Below are 20439 nucleotides of genomic sequence, written 5' to 3' on the forward strand. Positions count from 1 at the left end.
AGGTTAAACGCAATTGAGCAGAGGCTGGCGGCGGTCTTTCTCAGAGAGTAAAGGCTGCTCACGCAAAGGCCATTCAATGTTCAGCGTTGGGTCGTTCCAGATAATGCCCCGATCGCTTTGCGGATGGTAATAATTCGTGGTTTTGTACAGGAACTCTGCACTCTCGCTCAACACCAGAAAACCGTGCGCGAAACCTTCAGGGATCCACAGCTGGCGCTTATTGTCCGCCGAAAGGTTAACACCGACCCACTTAGCGTAAGTCGGAGAATCGGGGCGGATATCAACGGCAACGTCGAAAACTTCACCGGCCGTGCAGCGCACCAGTTTACCCTGTGCGTACGGCGCGAGCTGATAGTGCAAGCCGCGCAGCACGCCGCCTGCCGATTTGGAGTGGTTATCCTGTACAAATTCGACGCTGCGCCCTACCGCTTCTTCAAACGCCTTATGGTTAAAGCTTTCAAAGAAAAAACCACGTTCATCCCCGTAAACGGCTGGTTCAAAAATTAATACGTCCGGGATCGCCGTTTGAGTTACCTTCATTTCAGAACTGACCTTTAATCATTTTTAGTAAGTACTTGCCGTAATCATTCTTGGCCAGCGGCTCCGCCAGCTTTTTCACCTGCGCCGCATCGATAAAGCCTTTGCGGTAGGCAATCTCTTCCGGGCAGGAGACCTTCAGCCCCTGACGGTCTTCGATGGTCTTAATGAAGTTACTGGCTTCAATCAGGCTGTGGTGCGTACCGGTATCCAGCCACGCATAGCCACGGCCCATCATCGCCACTTTCAGCGTGCCGCGCTCCATGTACAGGCGGTTGATGTCGGTAATTTCCAGCTCGCCGCGCGGGGAAGGCTTGAGGCTTTTCGCCATCTCAACGACGCTGTTGTCGTAGAAATACAGGCCGGTCACCGCGTAGTTGCTTTTCGGCTCCAGCGGTTTTTCTTCCAGCGAGACCGCGATGCCCTGCCTGTCGAATTCCACCACGCCGTAGCGCTCCGGATCGTTGACGTGGTAGGCAAATACCGTGGCACCGGAAGGCTGACTGACGGCCTCCTCCAGCTCTTTCGGCAGATCGTGTCCGTAAAAAATATTGTCGCCGAGCACCAGCGCGCAGTTATCGTCGCCGATAAACTCTTCGCCGATAATAAACGCCTGCGCCAGCCCGTCCGGACTGTCCTGCACTTTGTATTGAAGATTCAGCCCCCACTGGCTGCCGTCGCCCAGCAGCTGTTCGAAGCGCGGCGTGTCCTGCGGCGTACTGATAATCAGAATATCGCGGATCCCGGCCAGCATCAGGGTGCTGATCGGATAATAGATCATCGGCTTATCGTAGATCGGCAGCAGCTGCTTGCTCACCGCCATGGTGACCGGGTAGAGGCGGGTTCCGGAACCGCCAGCGAGAATAATGCCTTTACGCTTCATAATTTTTCTCTTTTTAATTCAAACGCAGAGGTTCAAAGCAGGTTCCGCGCATCGTTGAGTTCCTGCAGCATCCGCCGCACGCCCAGCTGCCATTCCGGCAGGGTGAGTCCGAAGGTCGAGCAGAACTTATCAGTCGCCAGTCGGGAATTCAGCGGACGGCGCGCGGGCGTGGGATAGCTGCTGGTGGGCACCGCATGCAGATGTTTCAATGTCAGTTCACGCCCCCCACTGCGGGCTTCGGCAAACACAAAGCGGGCGTAATCGAACCAGCTCGTCGTGCCGGATGCCACCAGATGGTACAGCCCTGTCGCGTCCGGGGTGCGTTGCACCATGCGGATCGCGTGTGCGGTGCAGTCCGCAATTAAATCGGCACCGGTCGGTGCGCCAAACTGATCGTTAATCACCGACAGTTCTTCACGTTCGGCGGCCAGACGCAGCATGGTTTTGGCGAAGTTATTGCCCCGGCTGGCATACACCCAGCTGGTCCTGAAGATGAGATGTTTTTTGCAATGCTGCTGGATTGCCCGCTCACCCGCCAGCTTGCTGGCACCGTAAACGTTCTGCGGGCCGGTGGCATCGCTTTCCTGCCACGGGCGATCGCCCTCCCCCGGAAAGACATAATCGGTGGAGTAATGCACCAGCAGCGCGCCCAGCTTATGGGCTTCTTTTGCCAGCACCTCAACGCTCGCGGCATTGACCTGATGCGCCTGTTCGGTTTCCGATTCGGCTTTGTCTACCGCCGTCCAGGCCGCGGCATTCACAATCACATCGGGGCACAGTTGACGCACGGTTTCAGCGAGATCCTGCGGGCGCGCAAAGTCGCCGCAGTAGTCAGTTGAGTCAGAAGCCAGCGCCGTCAGTTGCCCCAAGGGGGCCAGCGCGCGCTGCAGCTCCCATCCCACCTGGCCGTTTTTACCCAGCAGCAGAATTTTCACGACTGACGCTCGCTGTAGTTTTGTGCGATCCAAGACTGATAGGCACCGCTTTTGACGTTGCTGACCCACTCGGTGTTGTCCAGGTACCACTGCACGGTTTTACGAATGCCGCTTTCAAAGGTCTCCTGCGGCTGCCAGCCAAGCTCGCGGCCGATTTTATCGGCATCGATCGCATAGCGCCGATCGTGGCCAGGACGGTCCGCGACGTAGCTGATTTGCTGGCGATAGCTTCCTGCTTTCGGCACCATCTCGTCCAGCAGGTCGCAGATCGTTTCCACCACCTGCAGGTTCTGCTTCTCGTTGTGGCCGCCAATATTGTAGGTTTCGCCCACGCTGCCTTTCGTCACTACCGTATACAGCGCGCGCGCGTGATCTTCGACATACAGCCAGTCGCGGATCTGATCGCCCCTGCCGTAAATCGGCAGATTTTTGCCTTCCAGCGCGTTAAGGATCACCAGCGGAATGAGCTTCTCCGGGAAGTGATAAGGGCCGTAGTTGTTGGAACAGTTAGTGACCACCGTCGGCAGGCCATAGGTACGCAGCCACGCGCGAACCAGATGGTCGCTGGAGGCTTTAGAGGCCGAATAGGGGCTGCTGGGAGCATATGAGGTGGTTTCGGTGAACAGCGGCAGGGGGCTTTGTGCATCGCCGACTTCATCCGGATGCGGTAAATCGCCATACACTTCATCGGTCGAAATATGATGGAAACGGAAAGCCGCCCTGCGCGAACCGTCCAGCTGGTTCCAGTACTGGCGGGCAGCCTCCAGGAGCACATAAGTTCCGACGATATTGGTTTCAATAAAATCAGCGGGGCCGCTGATAGAACGATCAACATGGCTTTCCGCAGCCAGGTGCATCACCGCGTCCGGCTGATGGCGGGCAAAAATGGCCGCCATGGCGGTTTTATCGCAGATATCGGCCTGCTCAAAGGCATAGCGGGGATCTGAACTGACCGAGGCAATGGATTCGAGGTTGCCTGCATAGGTGAGCTTATCAACGTTGACGACGCTGTCAGTGGTTTCGCTGATGATATGACGTACGACGGCGGAGCCGATAAATCCGGCGCCGCCGGTCACTAAAATTTTCACGCGGTATCTCTCTTGTTATAGCGCCTGGCAAAGTTGCGCTGAGGAACGGTGTCCCCAGCGCAAAGGCACGCCAAATCGGCCTATTTTACGGCCAGGAAGCGTCCAAAGGTCACTTTCAGTCTTTCCAGCGATTTCATCGCAAACAGCATGGAAATAAAGCTGCCGACAAACAGCGCGAGCTGCCAGTTATCCGGCACGTGGCAGCCTTCCAGAATGATGCCGATCATGCCGCTGAAGACCTGAGCGGAGGTCATAATCACCAACGTCCAGCGACCGCTGAGGCCGGCACGCATCAGAATATGGTGCATGTGCTCACGATCGGGGCGGAACGGGCTGCTGCCGCGACGAATGCGGGCGATCATCACGCGCATCATGTCCATCAGCGGGACCGCAATCAGCCACAGCGCCGTTACCGGGCTCATAATGGCATCCTGCCCCTGTGAAGCCACAATCAGCAGCCAAATCACCGTAAAGCCAATCAGCATGCTGCCGGCATCACCCATAAAGACTTTGAATTTCCTGCCCCAGGGAATACCAAGGTTAAGCAGGATATACGGCAGGCACGCGGCCATCAGGCACATGCACCACATCGCCATATCATCGTTACCGCCCATGATAAACACGATGCCCAGGGAGCCAAATGTCACGCAGGACAGTGCGCCCAGCAGTCCGTCAATGCCGTCGACCATATTGAAGGCGTTGATGGCCGCAATCACCGCGAACAGGGTAATCACATAGCCAAAGGCACCCAGAATTAACTGGTAGCCAAACAGGATATTGCCAAGTGATGACAGATAAAGCCCGTTGTACATCATAATGCCTGCCACCGCGGCCTGAAGGCCCATGCGCGGCATCACCGGCAGATCGAAGCGATCGTCAAGCACGCCCACCAGCAGCAGCAGGGTGGCGCAAATCATATAGATATCAAAATCAGGCAGCCACGCGGGCTGAAGCGCATAAAGTATCCATAAAGAGAAGTAGACTGAAACACCGCCGACCAAAGGGATATGCCCGCTATGGAGTTTACGCGCATTGGGCTTGTCCACCAGCCCCACTTTGCGAGCCACTTTCCTCGCAATAAACAACAGCGCTAAAGCTCCCAGAAAGATGAGAACGATCTCTTGCATATGTGCACCAATGCTCACTTAGCTTTTTGCATTTCGCTCTAATGAAACCACGCTACCGCCCCTGGCACAGCAATCCAGTTCGCTTAACGCGATTTCCCCTACTCAAGCATAGTCAGACTATCCTGCCTGACTAAATTTTTTCTTCAGATAACTCCTGGAAACAAAATCACACCAAGGATTACCAAAAGAATCACTAATTCTCCCGCCTCGGCATGACGCGCACAAGTTTAATTTGAAAATTTTTATGAAGAGTAGGGATACTTGCTATAAGTGCGCAATTAAGCAGCGTTTACGCTGTTTTTTATATCAGCTAGCGTTAAAAAATCGTCATTGGGATTTTTCCCATATAATTCAGAAGATAAAACCAAACCCGATTTGGAAGCCATGGCAACACGAATAAAAAAAAGCCCCCACAAAGGGAGCTTTTCATTTAATTACTATAGCAATTGATAATTAACGATAACCATTTGGGTTATTTGACTGCCAGTTCCAGGTATCGCGCATCATTTCATCAATGCCGCGAGAAACCCGCCAGTCGAGCTCCCTGTCCGCCAGCGAGGCATCCGCCCAGAAGGCGGCCAGATCGCCATCGCGACGTGGCGAAACCTGATAAGGCACCGCACGACCGGAGGCTTTCTCAAAGGCCTTAACCATCTCCAGCACCGAGTATCCCTCACCCGCGCCCAGATTATAGGCCTTGTAACCGGCAATCGCGGGCAGGTGATCCAGCGCTTTCAGGTGACCTTCCGCCAGGTCCATGACGTGAATATAGTCACGCACGCCGGTCCCGTCTTTGGTCGGATAGTCATCACCGAAAATCCCCAGTTTTTCCAGACGACCGATCGCCACCTGGGCAATATACGGCAGCAGGTTATTCGGGATACCGTTAGGATCTTCACCAATCAGGCCGGACTCATGCGCACCGACCGGGTTGAAATAACGCAGGGCGATGGTTTTAAATTCCGGGTTGGCTTTGGCATAGTCGCGCAGGATCTGCTCAACCATCAGCTTGGATGTGCCGTAAGGGCTGGTGGTGCCGCCAATCGGGGTGGTTTCCACATAGGGAACCGGCGCATCGGCACCGTAAACGGTGGCCGAGGAGCTGAAAATAAACTGGTTAACGCCGGCGCTGCGCATCTCTTCCAGCAGCACCAGCGTGCCGGTGACGTTATTCTGGTAATACTCCAGCGGCTTGCGCGTTGACTCCCCTACCGCCTTCAGCCCGGCGAAGTGGATCACCGCGCTGATGTCGTGGCTGGCAAAGATGTCGCGCAGGCAGGCGCGATCGAGAATATCGCCTTCGTGGAACGTTGCGGTTTTGCCCGTCAGCTTTTCAACGCGATTCACCGATTCCCGCGAGGCGTTGCTCAGATTATCCAGTACCACCACATCATCACCGCGTGCCAGCAGCGACAGAACCGTGTGGGAACCGATATAGCCTGCACCACCCGTTACTAAAATAGCCATGTAGACTCCTTTACGCGGCGGGGCAGATCCGTCGCGCCAACAGATTGTTATTTAGCCAGAATTTTCTTCACTGCATCGCGGAATTCGCGACCCTGGGCGTTGTTACGCAGTCCCCAGGTGACGAACGCCTGCATGTAGCCCAGCTTGCGTCCGCAGTCGAAACTTTGCCCCGACAGCAGATGCGCATCCACCGGGCTTTTTTTGCTCAGATTCGCGATGGCGTCGGTTAGCTGATAGCGTCCCCACGCGCCCGGTTCAAGATTTTCCAGCTCGGACCAGATATCGGCGGAAAGCACGTAGCGGCCAACGGCGGAGAGGTCAGAGTCCAGCACGTGCGGCTGTTCCGGCTTCTCAACATAATCGACGATCTGGCTGACGCGGCCAGGAATGGTCAGCGGGTCTTTGGTGGTGATCACCGAGTATTCGGACAGGTCGGCGTCCGGCAGGCGGTTAACCAGCACCTGGCTACGGCCGGTCTCTTCAAAGCGGGCGACCATCGCGGCCAGGTTGTAGCGCAGCGGATCCGCTGACGAATCATCCAGCAGCACATCCGGCAGCAGCACCACAAAGGCTTCATCGTGCAGCATTGGGCGGGCGCACAGCAGGGAGTTTGCCAGGCCCAGCGGCTGCGGCTGGCGGACGTTCATAATGGTCACGCCCGGCGGGCAAATCGACTGGACTTCGCTGAGCAGCTGGCGTTTAACGCGGGCTTCAAGCAGCGCTTCCAGTTCATAAGAGGTATCAAAGTGGTTTTCTACTGCATTTTTAGAAGCATGGGTGACCAGAACAATTTCCTTGATGCCCGCTGCCACGCATTCGTCGACGATATACTGAATCATCGGCTTATCAACGATAGGCAACATCTCTTTAGGAATGGCTTTTGTAGCAGGGAGCATATGCATACCGAGACCCGCGACCGGGATAACTGCTTTAAGCTTGGTCATAATTTTTCCATATAAATGAAGTAATAAGCGTTCATTGATTATGCATTATTGGTACGATCGTTAAGTATAATCTTAATCTGAAAATTCTTCCGCTATCAGTACCAGGTTAAACTTAAGTATCCGGTCGCTATCGCGCTTTAAATATCCAGTCCGTACGGCTGAATAATATGCTCTGTCATCGGCAATAAAACCAGCGTAAAAAGCGGGTGTTGTTACTGTTGCTGCGCAATAAATCATTCATTCCTCATGAGTCAATAAATGCTAATAATCAACAACCGTCGCCGGGGGGGATTATCAGTTGAAATAGTGAGGATTCGCACTCATCATTACGCAACAACTTTTGGTTAACAGGTAAAAACAATGTTCGAATGGATCGCCGACCCGTCAATCTGGGCCGGACTGGTCACCCTGGTGGTGCTGGAATTAGTGCTCGGCATCGATAACCTGGTGTTTATTGCTATCCTGGCGGAGAAACTGCCTCCCGCCCTGCGCGACCGTGCTCGCGTCACCGGCCTGCTGCTGGCGCTGGTCATGCGCCTGATGCTGCTGGCCTCGATCTCCTGGCTCTCTTCCCTCACCGCCCCGCTGTTCTCCGTTGCCGGGCACGCCTTCAGCGCGCGCGATGCCATTATGCTGGTCGGGGGGATTTTCCTGCTGTTTAAGGCTACCGTTGAACTGAATGAGCGGCTGGAAGGGAAAGATGAAGAGCAGAATCCGCAAAAGCGCGGCGCACGATTCTGGCCGGTTGTGGCGCAAATCGTGGTACTGGATGCGGTATTTTCACTCGATTCGGTGATCACCGCCGTGGGTATGGTGGACCATCTGGCGGTGATGATGGCCGCGGTCATTATCTCAATCATGCTGATGCTGCTGGCCAGCAAACCGCTGACCCGCTTCGTTAACGGCCACCCGACGATTATTATTCTGTGCCTCAGCTTCCTGCTGATGATTGGTTTCAGCCTGGTCGCCGACGGGTTTGGCTACCATATTCCAAAAGGCTACCTCTACGCGGCCATCGGCTTCTCGGTGATGATTGAGGCGCTGAACCAGCTTTCCCAGTTTAACCGTCGTCGTTTTCTGTCCGCTAAATCGCCGCTGCGTAAACGCACCGCCGAAGCGGTCCTGCGCCTGCTGCGCGGCAGCCACGAACCGGCGGAGCTGGATGCGGAAACCGCTTCGCTGGTCGCCAGCAACACTGCGCCAAAGGCGATATTTAACAAGCAGGAACGGATGATGATCGCCCGCGTGCTGGCGATGGGCCAGCGCAGCGTCAGCAGCATTATGACCTCCCGCCATGATATCCAGCATATTGACCTGGCCGAATCGCCGGAAGACATCATGGCCCGCCTGGACAGCAACCAGCATACGCGCCTGATCATCACCGAAAACAGCGAAGAGCCGCTCGGCGTGGTGCACGTGATTGAGCTGCTGAAGCAGGCGCTGCACGGCAACAGCCTCGATCTGCGGGCGTTAATCCGCCAGCCGCTGGTGTTTCCAGAACAGCTGCCGCTGCTGCCTGCGCTGGAACAGTTCCGCAACGCCCGTACCCACTTTGCTTTCGTGGTGGACGAGTTTGGTTCGGTTGAGGGCGTAGTGACGCTGAGCGACGTGATGGAAACCATCGCCGGTAATCTGCCAAATGAGGGGGAGCGGCTGGATCCGCGTTACGATATTCAGCAAAACGCCGACGGCAGCTGGACCGCCAACGGTCATATGCCGCTGGACGATCTGACGATGTATGTGCCGCTGCCGCTGGATGAAAAGCGCGAATACAATACGCTGGCAGGGCTGCTGATGGAGCATCTGCAGCACGTGCCGCAGCAAGGAGAAGAGGTGCAGATTGGGGACTATCTGATCCGCACCCTGCAGGTTGAGAACCATCGGGTGCAGAAAGTACAGATCGTTCCCCCCCCGGAAGAAGATTAACCGAACCGCAGTTAAGGCGAGGTGCGCACACCCGCCTTACATATCTTTCAGCAGCTTTTTCACATCGTTGCGGTTTTCATTCTCGGGGTTGCGCCTCATCCACTCTTTCAGCCGCTGTTTGGCCTCGTCGCGCAACTGCTGGCGCAGCACCTGATCGACTTTCAGGCTGTAGTTAATCGTCGACCACGGGCCGTAAATACGCAGCGGCACCGGCGTTTGCTGCAGGCGTCGGACCAGCGTATCGTCACCCTGCCAGCCCTGCGTCACGGTGACGCCAAAGTTAATATCCAGCGCCCTTTTGGCCAGATCGACCGTGCCGCTGCCGGTATAGTTGAGCATCGTCGACTGCGCACTCAGATCGGGGAAGGTCACCAGGCCGTTGTTCAGCGTGGCGTGGCCGCTAATCTGCTGCAGGACCGGCTGGTCGCTGCGCTCACCGCGCACTTTATCGCTGTTGCCTTCCACGGCGCGCTGGATCAGCTGCTGGAAGTTCAGCCCGGCAAACTGGGCGTTATCCAGCTTGAGATCCGCACTGCCCCGCCACTGCTGCTTAAATTCCGCCACCGTTAAGCCGTTGCCGACGAAATCGCCGTTCAAAGACAGCTCGCCGCTGAGAGTATCCGGCAGATTAAATGCCTTGAGCAGCGGGCCGATGCCCACGCGCTGTAGCGACGGCGTCAGGACAACCTTCGTCTGCGGGCTGCGGACATCGATGCTGCCCGGCAGAGAGAAACGGCCGCCGTTAGCCTGCCCCTGCAGGCTGGCCAGCGTCAGCAGCCCCTGCTGGTTGTTGGCCTTCAGCTTGACGTCAGCCATATCAATGCCGCGCCAGCGCAGTTTAGCGATGTTCAGATCCAGGCTGCCGTCGATGGCATTGAGCGGCGAGTCGGCATTATTCGCAGGCGCAGACTCGGCGATCACCGGCGCACGACCGGATCGCTGGCTTTGCTGGGCCGTGTCCGCATTCGCGGTTTCGGTAATACCTAACAGTGAATCCATATTCAGCGTAGGCGAACTGAGTTCCGCCACCACCTGCGGCCGGTTGCCGAGGGTTCCGCTGATTTTCCCGCTAAGCTGGGTGTCATTGGCGCTTAGCTGGATGTCGCGGAGGCTGAAGCGCTGAGTCGCGCTGTCCCAGCTGGCCGCCATGGCCGCCTGGCCTTTGATGCCGGTTTGCGGCAGATCGGCCCCCTGCAGCTGGTAGTCGAGCTGTTTTATCGCGGCGCTAATCTGACGGGGATAATGGCTGATATCGAGTTCGCTGCTGAACTGCAATCGCAGATCGCGCTGGTCGCGGCTGATGCGGCTGCTGAATTCCAGCGTCGCCTGCCGTGGCTGGGTCTGATCGAGGCGCAGATTAAAATCACGCACGTTAAGCTGCTCGCCGTTGTTCTGCTGCCACACCAGCAGGCTGTCAACGATTTGCAGATGAGAAATATCAAATTTCCAGCCGCGAGTGACGTCCTCAATTACCGACGGCACCGGGCCGCCCGCAGGACCGATCGGTGCGTCCGCCGGGCGCTGGCGCTCGCTTTCCGGGATTAAGCGGACAACGGCACCTTTTAGCATCACCTGCTTAACGGAAAGCTGGTGGGAGAGCAGAGGCAGAAGATTGACATCGAGCCGCATGTTTTCCGCACTGACCACCGGCTGAGACGCGCCCTGCGCGGTCAGCGTGACCGGCCCGGACAAAATGCTCAGCTGCGGCCAGACGTGCCAGCGCAGATCGCCTTTCAGCGCCAGCTGATAGCCGCTGCGCTGTTCAACCTGCTGGGCCATGTAGGCGCGAAAATCATTGGGATTGACCAGCAGAACCAGCGCGGTCATTCCGGCCACCATCACCACCAGTAAAATGGCCAGTGTGGTTATCAATCTTTTCATGCCTCTGCCACCTTTAATCTTTGTCGATTCGACTGGCAACCGCGCCCTGCTGATCTCTGTATTTCGCATCCTGGCGGCTGTTGTACGGGCGTGCTGCCGGGCCCGATAAGGGTTCAAAACTCAGTGCGCCGATCAGCATACCGGGGCGTAACGCCAGCGGCAGCTTACCGGAATTATAGAACTCCAGCACGATACGGCCGTGCCAGCCCGGATCGATGCGGTGCGCGGTCACATGCACCATCAGCCCCAGCCGGGCCAGGGAGGAGCGCCCGTCCAGCCAGCCGACCAGATCATCAGGCAGAGTGACCGATTCAAACGTTACCGCCAGCGCCAGCTCGCCCGGGTGAAGATAGAACGCCTCGCCTTCCGGCAGGACGATTTCATCGCTCATCACCCGATCCAGCGCGGCGCTGACTTCATGCTTCGGCCCGCTTAAATCAATAAAAGCTGCCGTGTGGCCGCGAAAGGTGCGGAACTGGTTCCCAAGGCGAACATCAACGGTAGCGCCGCTAATGCGCTCTACCGGTGGGCGCGGGGTAATGCCCAGTTTGCCATTATCGAGCCAGGCTTCAATATCGCGGTCACATAATCTCATAACGGGTACTCCAACCTATTCAGAAATGCATAAAAGCGGCGACGGCAGCGACGGGATAAACACCATTCTGCCGCCGTAGCCTGCCCGTCAGACGGGCCGGGGATTACTCAAAGAACTGATTAATCTTCGCCTTGAGGATATCAATGGCGATGCGGTTTTTGCCACCGCGCGGCACGATAATATCGGCATACTGCTTCGACGGTTCAATAAACTGCAGGAACATCGGGCGCACCGTCTTCTGATATTGCGCCATCACCGAGTCCATCGAGCGGCCACGTTCATTTACATCACGTTTCATGCGGCGCATCAAACAGATATCGAGCGGGGTGTCGACGAAGATCGAGAAATTCATCTCCTGACGCAGACGCGCATCGGTCAGCAGCAGGATCCCTTCCAGGATAATGACCTTCTTCGGCTTCAGCGTGATGGTTTTTTTCTCACGCGTGTGTTCGACATAGCTGTAGACCGGCAGTTCAATCGACTGCCCGGCTTTCAGCATTTGCAGATGCTGAAGCAGCAGCGTGTGGTCCATGGCACTCGGGTGGTCGTAGTTCGTTTTGACCCGCTCTTCCATGGTTAAATGGCTCTGGTCTTTGTAATAGGCATCCTCTGGGATCACGCCAATATTTTCATCACCCACACGGTCGCGCACTTCACGATACAGCGTGCTGGCAATAAGACTTTTCCCCGAGGCTGAAGCGCCTGCGATACCTACGATGACGCACTGATGCGACTTGTCAGCCATAAATTAACGACCTGATTCCGAGACAAAATGAAAGGATAAATAGCCAGCTTCCTGAAATATGAAGGGCATAGCGCGCGCAATTATAGGGAGTTCACCCATCTGATGCCAGAAAAAAGCATCCCTGACCTTTTCAGATTATACCGTTAGATAATATGCTGGCGTCCGGGTAAAGTACGACAAGCAAAAAAGCCTCAAGGAAACCGCGTGCCAGATCACATTATGCATCTTTTGACCTATTTCGGTGACAGCATGCTGTTGCTGCCGACTGCGGTCATTATCGCCTTCCTGCTGCGCTGGAAAAACGACGACAAACGCGCCGTCTGGTTCTGGCTGCTGGCGTTCGGCTGTGCGGGTCTGGTGGTCAGCCTGTCCAAAATTGCCTTCCTGGGGTTCGGCATTGGCAGCGTGCGGTTTAATTTCACCGGATTCAGCGGCCACAGTGCCATGTCCGCCACGCTGTGGCCGGTGATGTTCTGGCTGCTGAGCGGCCGCCTTTCCTCGCTGTGGCGGCGCGTTCTGCTGGCCGTCGGCTATCTGATCCCGGTGATTGTCGGGCTGTCGCGGCTGGAGCTTAACGCCCATTCGGTTAGCGAAGTGATCGCCGGCCTGATCCTTGGCTTTACCCTCAGCACCGCGTTTCTGCTCAGCCAGCGCACCGTTCGCCCGCGTGGTTTTTCACTGGCGCAGCTGTGCATCGCGCTGCTGGTGCCGGTATTACTGTTCAGCAACGGCAGGGTCGCCACCACCCAGCAGTTTCTTCAGCACCTGTCGGCGCAGATTGCCGGTATCGACCATCCCTGGACCCGCGCGGACCTGTTAAAAATCAAGTAATAAACGCACCGGATATCTGTGTCACTTCTCGCAGGTTTTTCGTGCCGTTCACTTCAACCTGGTTTTCTTGTGCTAGCATGGCTTTAGAGATAACGATTGCGCCGCAGCCCGGCGCCGTGCTGGATAAGTGTGGATGGCCTCAGAAACGTTAGCCAATGTACAACATAGCCGGACGCAGTGGCTGAACAGCCTGCTGCTGGGCTTGCTGAGCCTGGCATCCACCTTTTATTGTCTTGAGCTGATTAAAATCAGCGGTCAGATTTCCCCGCTGTGGTTTTCCACGGCGCTGATGACCATCGTGGTTTTCCGCAATCCCGTACGAAACCTGCCGCTGTTGCTGAGCGGCTGCATGGTCGGGGTGATCTGCGCCAACGCCATTATTCTCGGCCCCGGCCTCTCCAATCTGAAATTCCCGCTGATCAATCTGGCCCAGGCGCTGATGGGCGGCGTGATGCTGCGCCTGCTTCTGGATCACCATGCGCCGCTGAATACCCTTTACAGCTGGGTCAAGATGATGCTGGCGGTCGGCCTGTTTACGCCGCTGCTGGGCGCGATGCTGGCCAGCGCGCTGCTGAACATTCCCGCCGCCTCGCTCACCCAGTTTTTCTCCACCTGGGTGGCCTCCGAGGTGATCGGCATGCTGGCGCTCGGCCCGGTGGCACTGCTGTGGCAGCGCGATTCGCTGATGAAGCATCGGGTAATCATAGAGACGGTGCTCACCCTGCTCGTCACGCTGGTGCTTTGCTGGCTGGCGCTGCGCTATCTGCCGTGGTCGTTTGCCTTTGTGATTGTCATTCTGTTCTACAGCGCCGTGCGCCTGCCGCGCCTGGCCGCGTTTATCGTTTATCTGGTCACGGTATCGATGATCTCCCTGATGCTGGCGCTCAACCTGATCGCCCAGGACTTTATCAGCAGGCCGTTGGCAGTCTCTATTCCCTGGCTGCCCTTCCTGCTGGCGCTGGTCCCCAGCCATTTAATGACGCTGGTGATGCACTCGTTCCGCGAAGAGCGCAAGCATATCTCGGAGAGTGAAACCCGCTTTCGTCACGCCATGGAATACTCGGCGATCGGCATGGCGCTGGTGGCGCCCGGCGGCCAGTGGCTGCAGGTCAATAAAGCGCTGTGCCGCCTGCTGGGCTACAGCCGCTATCAGCTGGAAGGGATGACCTTCCAGCAGCTCAGCCACCCCGATGACCTGAATGCCGATCTGACGCAGATGAATGCCCTGCTGGCCGGCGAGATCGCCACCTACAGCATGGAAAAACGCTACCTGCGCAGCGACGGCAAAACCGTCTGGGCACTGCTGGCGGTTTCACTGGTGCGCGACAGCGAGCAGCAGCCGCTCTATTTTATTTCGCAAATCGAAGATATCACCGGGCTGAAGCTGACCGAAAAAATGAATCAGCAGCTGATGGAACGCATCACCCTGGCCAATGAGGCGGGCGGAATTGGCGTGTGGGAGTGGAATCTGATAACCGGTGAAATGAACTGGGATAGGCGCATGTTCCAGCTCTACCATCTGCCAGAAAGCGAGAGTATTACCCAGCGAAACTGGTTGAACTGCCTGCTTCCCGCCGATCGCAGAAAGGTAGAAGCGCTGCTGGATAAGGCGGTAAAAAACAGCTCACCGGTGGACGTTGAGTACCGCATTGAAACCCCCGCAGGCATCCGCTATATCCGCTGTCAGGGCAATATGGTCGCCGACGAGCCGGGCCAGTCTTCACGCATGCTGGGAATTAATCAGGACGTCACCGTTTTCCGCCAACTGACCGATGCCCTGGATCAGGAGAGGGAGCGGATGCACATCACCCTGGATGCCATTGATGAAGCGGTGATCAGTACCGATGAAGAGATGCAGGTGATTTTTATGAATCCGGTGGCGGAAAAAATGACCGGCTGGCCGCAGCACCACGCGGTGGGCAAGCCTATCGCCGAAATTTTGCAGATCACCCGCGGCGGCGAAGGGCCGGAGCAGGAGATCGTCCTCAGCTGCGCGCTGCCGAAAAATACCAAACCGGCGGCCTCCCCCGACCAGGATCTGGTCCTGCACAACCGCGCCGGGGAGCAGTTTGCCATCAACTACAGCCTGTCACCGTTAAGCACCCAGGAAGGCGACAATATTGGTAGCGTGATGGTGATTCAGGACGTCAGCGAGTCGCGGGAAATGTTCAAACGCCTACGCTACAGCGCCTCTCACGATATGCTGACCCGCCTGCCGAACCGTGCCAGCTTCGAACAGCGGCTGAAGGTTCTGCTGATGCCGCAGGAAAATCAGCACCTGCACCACGTGCTGGCCTTCGTCGATTTAGACCGCTTTAAGGCAGTCAACGACAGCGCCGGGCACGCCGCCGGTGACGCCCTGCTGCGCGAGCTGTCGACGATCATGATGCGCCAGCTGCGCGGCAGCGACTTCCTCGCCCGCCTCGGCGGTGATGAATTCGGCATGCTGCTGCCGGAATGTTCCCTTGAGGACGCCAGCGAGATCGCCGGCCGCCTGGTCGCGACTATCAGTCAGTATCGCTTTCTGTGGAAAGGTCACGAGTTCTTCGTGGGGGCCAGCGCCGGGCTCACCACCTTTGACAGCGGCAGCAGCGCGGTTGAAGTGATGGCGCAGGCCGACATCGCCTGCTATCAGGCCAAAAACAGCGGCCGGGGCCAGATTGCGGTCTACGGCGAAAAGAGCAATACCGGCCCGCAGCCCTGATCCCTTCGCCTCCCCCTCCCCTGCGAATAAAACCACACATCCCCCTTGCTCTGCCGACACGGCCAGGCTAAAGTCGCCCCCTTTTTTTCCCCACTCAGCGGAGAGAACGATGTTTATCGGTTTCGACTACGGTACGGCCAACTGCTCGGTCGCCATCATGGAACACGGCCAGCCCAAAATGCTGCCATTAGAGCAGGGTTCGCCCTATTTACCCTCAATGCTGTGTGCGCCAACTCGTGAAGCCGTCAGTGAATGGCTGTTCCGCCATCATCAGGTGCCTACGCCGCAGGCCGAAAGCCAGGCGCTGCTGCGCCGCGCCGTCGCCTTCAACCGCGAAGAAGATATTGAAGTCACACCGGCCAGTGTGAAGTTCGGTCTGGCCTCGCTGGCACAGTATATGGACGATCCGGAAGAGGTGTGGTTTGTAAAATCACCGAAATCGTTCCTCGGTGCCAGCGGCCTGAAGCCGCAGCAGGTCGCGCTGTTTGAGGACCTGGTGTGCGCGATGATGCTGCACATTCGCCAGTCGGCGGAAAGCGCGCTGAACGACAGCGTGACCCAGGCGGTAATCGGCCGCCCGGTCAACTTCCAGGGGCTGGGCGGTGACGACGCCAACCAGCAGGCGGAAGGGATCCTCGCCCGCGCGGCCAGCCGTGCCGGTTTTAGCGATGTCATTTTCCAGTTTGAGCCGGTAGCCGCCGGTCTGGACTTCGAAGCGACGCTGACTAAGGAAAGCCGCGTACTGGTGGTGGATATCGGCGGCGGAACCACCGACTGCTCGATGCTGCTGATGGGGCCGAAGTGGCACGATAAATCCGACCGCAGCGACAGCCTGCTGGGCCATAGCGGCTGCCGCGTGGGCGGCAACGATCTGGATATCATGCTGGCCTTTAAGGAGCTGATGCCGCTGCTGGGACTGGGCGGTGAAACCGTGAAGGGAATGGGCCTGCCCGCCCTGCCGTGGTGGAACGCGGTCGCGATAAACGACGTTCCGGCACAGAGTGATTTCTATGCCGCCGCCAGCAACAAGCTGCTGCAGGATCTGATCCGCGATGCGCGCGAGCCGGAGAAGGTGAAGCGCCTGCTGAAAGTCTGGCGTCAGCGCCTGAGCTATCGTCTGGTGCGCGCGGCGGAAGAGAGCAAAATTGCCCTTTCCGATCGGCCGCAAACGCTGGCGGGGTTAGATTTCATCGACGGCGGGCTGTCAACGGATATCAGCGTGGCGGCGCTGCAGGCGGCGATTAGCCAGCCTCTTGAGCGTATTCAGGAGCAGGTTGCGCTGGCGCTGGAGACCAGCGGCACGAAGCCTGATGTGATTTATCTGACCGGCGGCAGCGCGAAGTCACCGGTGCTGCGTGAAGCGTTGCAGCGTCAGTTGCCGGATATTCCATTGACCAGCGGGGATGATTTCGGCTCGGTGACGGCGGGTCTGGCACGCTGGGCGCAGGTGATGTTCCGCTAAGAGAGCGGTGATGTGTTCCCCCGGCTGTAATCTCTGCAGGCCGGGTGATTATGGTCCGGCCTGTTGCAGAAGGCGCCGCGGCCTATGCTTTGCGTCGATTAATTATCGCGCGGGCGCAGCGGCCAATCAGCGGAACGGCAATAACGGCCAGAATCACCGAGACGATCGCCAGGAAGAGCAGTACGGAGGCAATCGGGTTCAGTATTCCGCCAAGGCTGGTGATATGGCTGAACGAGGCAAAGCGCTCTGGCGGCATGTCGCGCAGGATGGCGCCCGGCAGGATCATAAAGAACACCAGGCTGACCGGCAGGTAGACGATAAATATCTTTTTCTTGTTCATACGGTTTGCCCTGTGGCGATGGAGTACGTGTACAGGGCGGTGATGATACCTCAAAGCTGCGAGTCCCATCAACGCGTTGCAGTGTGTAGCATGGTGCCTTCAGGTATGTCATACAACGCCGCTGCGGAACAGGCGTGTGGGGTTCAGCCTCTGCTGCTGCTCCAGGGCGGGTCCTCGCGCCGTGCTTTGCCCGGTACCTTCGGTTACGCCATTGTGCCGGCCGGACCAGCCAGGATTGAACGTCCCTGTTCAAACCCGGCCTGACGCCAGCATCCCTGCTGTCGTCTCCTGGCGCAATGGCTTCACCTCAGCGCTGCGGATGCCCTTGCGCAGCAGCAGAGGCTGTCCCCTTTGATAATTTCAAGGCTTCTAAAGAGCTGCGCCGAACATCGCTAAACTTTCCCAGTCCATGATTGCTCCAGGGGGAACGTACAGGCCGTCTCCATAGCTTCATGGATAAGCGCCCTTTTTTTCGCTTTATGCGGATCGCGAATACGCAGTACGGGAACCGCCATGCGCCATACCAGGCCAGCAGCAGGTAACCAGTACAGGAGCTTCCCGGCATGTCACCTGTATCCGATTATCACATTGATTTTTATTGCCAGCAGTTCGTTATCCTAGCGTGAGCGCGGATAGCCAAAATCACCCAGCGTATGTCTTACAAGTTAATGTAATAGCAAACAGATATATTCATAAGGCCACTGGCGCCCGCGCCGGGTGAGTAAAGAGACGAGACCTTCAACACCCGATAATGTAGACCAATTAATCCACCGCCCCATGGATGAGCTGACACCGCAGAGGGATCTACTTTTTCACGCGGCTATTTAACTTTATTATTGCTTTTTGAGAATCAGGAATAGAGTATAGTAAAAAATCATTGAAGGGATACGGTGATGACAGAAATAACCAACCTGAACCTCCTGCAATCCACCCTTGCTATAATTACAGGGTTAATAACTATCTTTGGCGCCATCTATTCAGTCATTAAAAAATTGAGGGCACCTTCAACCGATCATCATGAACTCTTCAAAAAGTCCGGAATACCCGTATGGATATTGCGAATCCTTATGATCAAAATATCACTACAGAGAATTCCTGACATCAAACGGTCGGACATCATTGCTACTACAATTCTTGTCACGATATTTAGCTGCGCACTGATACTTTCTGGTTACCTCCACACTCGTGTAATCCAGGTTCCCGCAGACTGGGCGGCGTTAACGCTTAAAACCACGGGAGAGAATTTCTTTATGAACTTGGATAAGGCAACGGGTGTTTCTTTCATTAAAGATCATCGTTGGGAAATTGATCGTTCATCCTGCCAGCTGATTTCGACCGAGAAGATAGCGCAGATTTCGGCAATATCTGTCGATCTGGCGACGAATATATGTCAGGTATTCTCCGAAGAAAAGGATCAGAAGATACTCGCCGAGTTTATAAAAAAAACGCCAAAGGAAAAAAAATTATTAGAGACTATTCTTGGTTTACTTGAAGTTATTCTCGTCTGGTTAATGCTCAGTATAATCCTCACGCTGGTATTTAAAAAACGATTGATTGGTGCCATCTTACAACAGCAGGAACGGGCTAAACATTACTTGACCTGATACCTTTGTATCACAGTCCAATATTATTTCCGTCAAGTAGCACGGAAGTTTGACAGCAGGCGGGTTGTGCCCCCGAGAGGGCAATCCACAGCGCTGAACGCAGCGAGGAAGCCAGGATTTGGACGCATGGACGCGGCCAAAAGTCACAGCCGGGCCAGGACGGCCCGTCTGTGGCGGTCCGACGGGCTGACGAACGAAGTGAGGGGACCGCGACGCGGCGCGAGGACCAGCCCGAACGGGGGCACAACCCGCCAGCGCTAACTCCAGGCTTTGCAAACGACCGTCTGTGACGGTCCGCCCGGCTGACGAACGGAGTGAGGGGACCGCGCAGCGGCGCGAGGACCGCCCGAACGGGGGCACAACCCGCCAGCGCTAACTCCCTACGCTGCAAACAACTCAGTAACTACTGACCTCGGAAAGCAAACGCTTATCCGCATCACTCAGCTTCAACTGGGTCGCCTTCACCAGCTCATCCACCTGCGCCAGCGACGTCGCACTCACGATCGGCGCGGTAATGCTCGGACGGGCAATCTGCCAGGCCAGCGCGACCTGCGTTGGCGACGCATGATGCGCCTCGGCAACCTGCACCAGCGCATGAACAATCTTCAGCCCGCGATCGTTGAGATACTTCTCCACCACGCCCTGCCCACGCGCGCTCTTCGCCGCATCTTCCGGCTTGCGATACTTACCGCTGAGGAAACCGCTGGCCAGCGAATAATAGTTAATCACGCCCAGGCCATGCTCCTGCACCACCGCTTCCAGACCACTTTCATAGCCTTCGCGATCGTACAGATTGTATTCCGGCTGTAGCGTCTCATAGCGCGCCAGCCCGGTATCCGCACTGATTTTTAGCGCTTCGCTCAGACGATCGGCAGAGTAGTTTGAGGCACCAATAGCGCGTACCTTGCCTTCTTTAATTAATGCATCAAAGGTAGCCAGCGTGTCCTGTAATGGCGTATCTTCATCATCGCGGTGCGCCTGATACAGATCGATATAGTCGGTTTGCAAACGTGTGAGGGAAGCCTCCACCGCCTGGCGAATATATTTCGGTGCCAGACCGGTCTTACCGTCGCCCAAATCCATCCCCACCTTGGTGGCCAGAATGATTTTGTCGCGCTTGCCGCTCTGCTTCAGCCAGTTGCCGATAATGGTTTCTGACTCCCCGCCCTCGTTGCCGGGAACCCAGCGGGAGTAGACATCGGCGGTATCAATAAAATTCAGCCCTTTCTCCACCAGCGCGTCCAGCAGGGAAAAAGAGGTGGCCTGGTCAGCCGTCCAGCCAAAAACGTTACCCCCAAAGGTCAGTAGCGGAACCTGAATGCCGGAACGACCAAGCTGGCGATGTTCTGAAGTACTCATTTCAATCTCCT

The 20439-nt window shown here is 56.6% G+C and carries 17 protein-coding genes and 1 pseudogene; 5 read left to right on the forward strand and 13 right to left on the reverse strand.

Annotation, left to right across the window (positions count from 1 at the left end):
• Positions 1-3: 3 nt before the first annotated feature.
• The 7 genes from rfbC to galF all read right to left on the reverse strand — a co-directional run bounded on the left by rfbC (position 4) and on the right by galF (position 6981).
• Positions 4-540 (reverse strand): dTDP-4-dehydrorhamnose 3,5-epimerase, encoded by a 537-nt coding sequence (gene rfbC / locus EC836_RS16185; RefSeq protein WP_123334936.1) that lies wholly within the window; start codon positions 538-540, stop codon positions 4-6.
• Between the two features lies 1 nt (position 541).
• Complete coding sequence (rfbA, locus tag EC836_RS16190; RefSeq protein ID WP_123334938.1) at positions 542-1423, reverse strand: glucose-1-phosphate thymidylyltransferase RfbA; 882 nt, start codon at positions 1421-1423, stop codon at positions 542-544.
• Between the two features lie 29 nt (positions 1424-1452).
• Positions 1453-2355 (reverse strand): dTDP-4-dehydrorhamnose reductase, encoded by a 903-nt coding sequence (gene rfbD / locus EC836_RS16195; RefSeq protein WP_123334940.1) that lies wholly within the window; start codon positions 2353-2355, stop codon positions 1453-1455.
• On the reverse strand, positions 2352-3443 hold the full coding sequence (gene rfbB / locus EC836_RS16200) for a dTDP-glucose 4,6-dehydratase (RefSeq protein ID WP_123334943.1): 1092 nt from the start codon (positions 3441-3443) through the stop codon (positions 2352-2354). Before rfbB ends, rfbD begins: the two co-directional genes overlap by 4 nt.
• An 80-nt stretch (positions 3444-3523) precedes the next feature.
• Complete coding sequence (gene wecA, locus EC836_RS16205; protein WP_123335390.1) at positions 3524-4570, reverse strand: UDP-N-acetylglucosamine--undecaprenyl-phosphate N-acetylglucosaminephosphotransferase; 1047 nt, start codon at positions 4568-4570, stop codon at positions 3524-3526.
• Between the two features lie 453 nt (positions 4571-5023).
• Positions 5024-6037, reverse strand: a complete 1014-nt coding sequence (gene galE / locus EC836_RS16210) for a UDP-glucose 4-epimerase GalE (protein ID WP_123334945.1) — start codon at positions 6035-6037, stop codon at positions 5024-5026.
• A 47-nt stretch (positions 6038-6084) separates the two neighbouring features.
• Entirely contained in the window at positions 6085-6981 is an 897-nt protein-coding gene (gene galF / locus EC836_RS16215) for a UTP--glucose-1-phosphate uridylyltransferase GalF (protein WP_123334946.1), read from the reverse strand.
• Positions 6982-7341: 360 nt separating this feature from the next.
• Here galF and EC836_RS16220 point away from each other — a divergent pair, with 360 nt between their 5' ends.
• Positions 7342-8907, forward strand: a complete 1566-nt coding sequence (locus tag EC836_RS16220) for a TerC family protein (RefSeq protein WP_123334949.1) — start codon at positions 7342-7344, stop codon at positions 8905-8907.
• A gap of 36 nt (positions 8908-8943) precedes the next feature.
• Here the strand turns inward: EC836_RS16220 and asmA are convergent, their stop codons facing one another.
• The 3 genes from asmA to udk all read right to left on the reverse strand — a co-directional run bounded on the left by asmA (position 8944) and on the right by udk (position 12128).
• Positions 8944-10788: an outer membrane assembly protein AsmA gene (gene asmA, locus EC836_RS16225; protein WP_123334951.1), complete on the reverse strand. Its 1845-nt coding sequence runs from the start codon at positions 10786-10788 to the stop codon at positions 8944-8946.
• Positions 10789-10801: 13 nt separating this feature from the next.
• Positions 10802-11383, reverse strand: coding sequence for a dCTP deaminase (dcd, locus tag EC836_RS16230; RefSeq protein ID WP_123334953.1), 582 nt, complete (start codon positions 11381-11383; stop codon positions 10802-10804).
• A 103-nt stretch (positions 11384-11486) separates the two neighbouring features.
• Complete coding sequence (gene udk, locus EC836_RS16235; RefSeq protein WP_123334955.1) at positions 11487-12128, reverse strand: uridine kinase; 642 nt, start codon at positions 12126-12128, stop codon at positions 11487-11489.
• 219 nt (positions 12129-12347) lie between these two features.
• Here udk and EC836_RS16240 point away from each other — a divergent pair, with 219 nt between their 5' ends.
• The 3 genes from EC836_RS16240 (at position 12348) to yegD (ending at position 17125) form a co-directional block, all read left to right on the forward strand.
• Positions 12348-12959 (forward strand): phosphatase PAP2 family protein, encoded by a 612-nt coding sequence (locus EC836_RS16240; RefSeq protein ID WP_123334956.1) that lies wholly within the window; start codon positions 12348-12350, stop codon positions 12957-12959.
• 133 nt (positions 12960-13092) lie between these two features.
• A complete protein-coding gene (locus EC836_RS16245; RefSeq protein ID WP_123334958.1) occupies positions 13093-15663 on the forward strand; it encodes a diguanylate cyclase in 2571 nt (856 codons plus the stop codon).
• Between the two features lie 109 nt (positions 15664-15772).
• Positions 15773-17125 carry a molecular chaperone gene (gene yegD / locus EC836_RS16250; RefSeq protein ID WP_123334960.1) on the forward strand — a complete coding sequence of 451 codons (1353 nt, stop codon included), beginning with the start codon at positions 15773-15775 and terminating at the stop codon, positions 17123-17125.
• An 82-nt stretch (positions 17126-17207) separates the two neighbouring features.
• Here the strand turns inward: yegD and EC836_RS16255 are convergent, their stop codons facing one another.
• Both EC836_RS16255 and EC836_RS25000 read right to left on the reverse strand, forming a co-directional pair.
• Entirely contained in the window at positions 17208-17465 is a 258-nt protein-coding gene (locus tag EC836_RS16255; protein ID WP_123334962.1) for a hypothetical protein, read from the reverse strand.
• Positions 17466-17908: 443 nt separating this feature from the next.
• Positions 17909-18274: pseudogene (locus EC836_RS25000) on the reverse strand (IS630 family transposase); the annotation flags it as partial.
• 84 nt (positions 18275-18358) lie between these two features.
• On the opposite strand from EC836_RS25000, the gene EC836_RS16260 reads away from it, so the two are divergent.
• Complete coding sequence (locus tag EC836_RS16260; protein WP_123334964.1) at positions 18359-19069, forward strand: DUF6216 family protein; 711 nt, start codon at positions 18359-18361, stop codon at positions 19067-19069.
• A 396-nt stretch (positions 19070-19465) separates the two neighbouring features.
• Here the strand turns inward: EC836_RS16260 and EC836_RS16265 are convergent, their stop codons facing one another.
• Positions 19466-20428, reverse strand: a complete 963-nt coding sequence (locus EC836_RS16265) for an aldo/keto reductase (protein WP_123334966.1) — start codon at positions 20426-20428, stop codon at positions 19466-19468.
• Positions 20429-20439 lie beyond the last annotated feature (11 nt).

Source organism: Erwinia sp. JUb26, assembly GCF_003751505.1.
Lineage (GTDB): Bacteria > Pseudomonadota > Gammaproteobacteria > Enterobacterales > Enterobacteriaceae > Erwinia.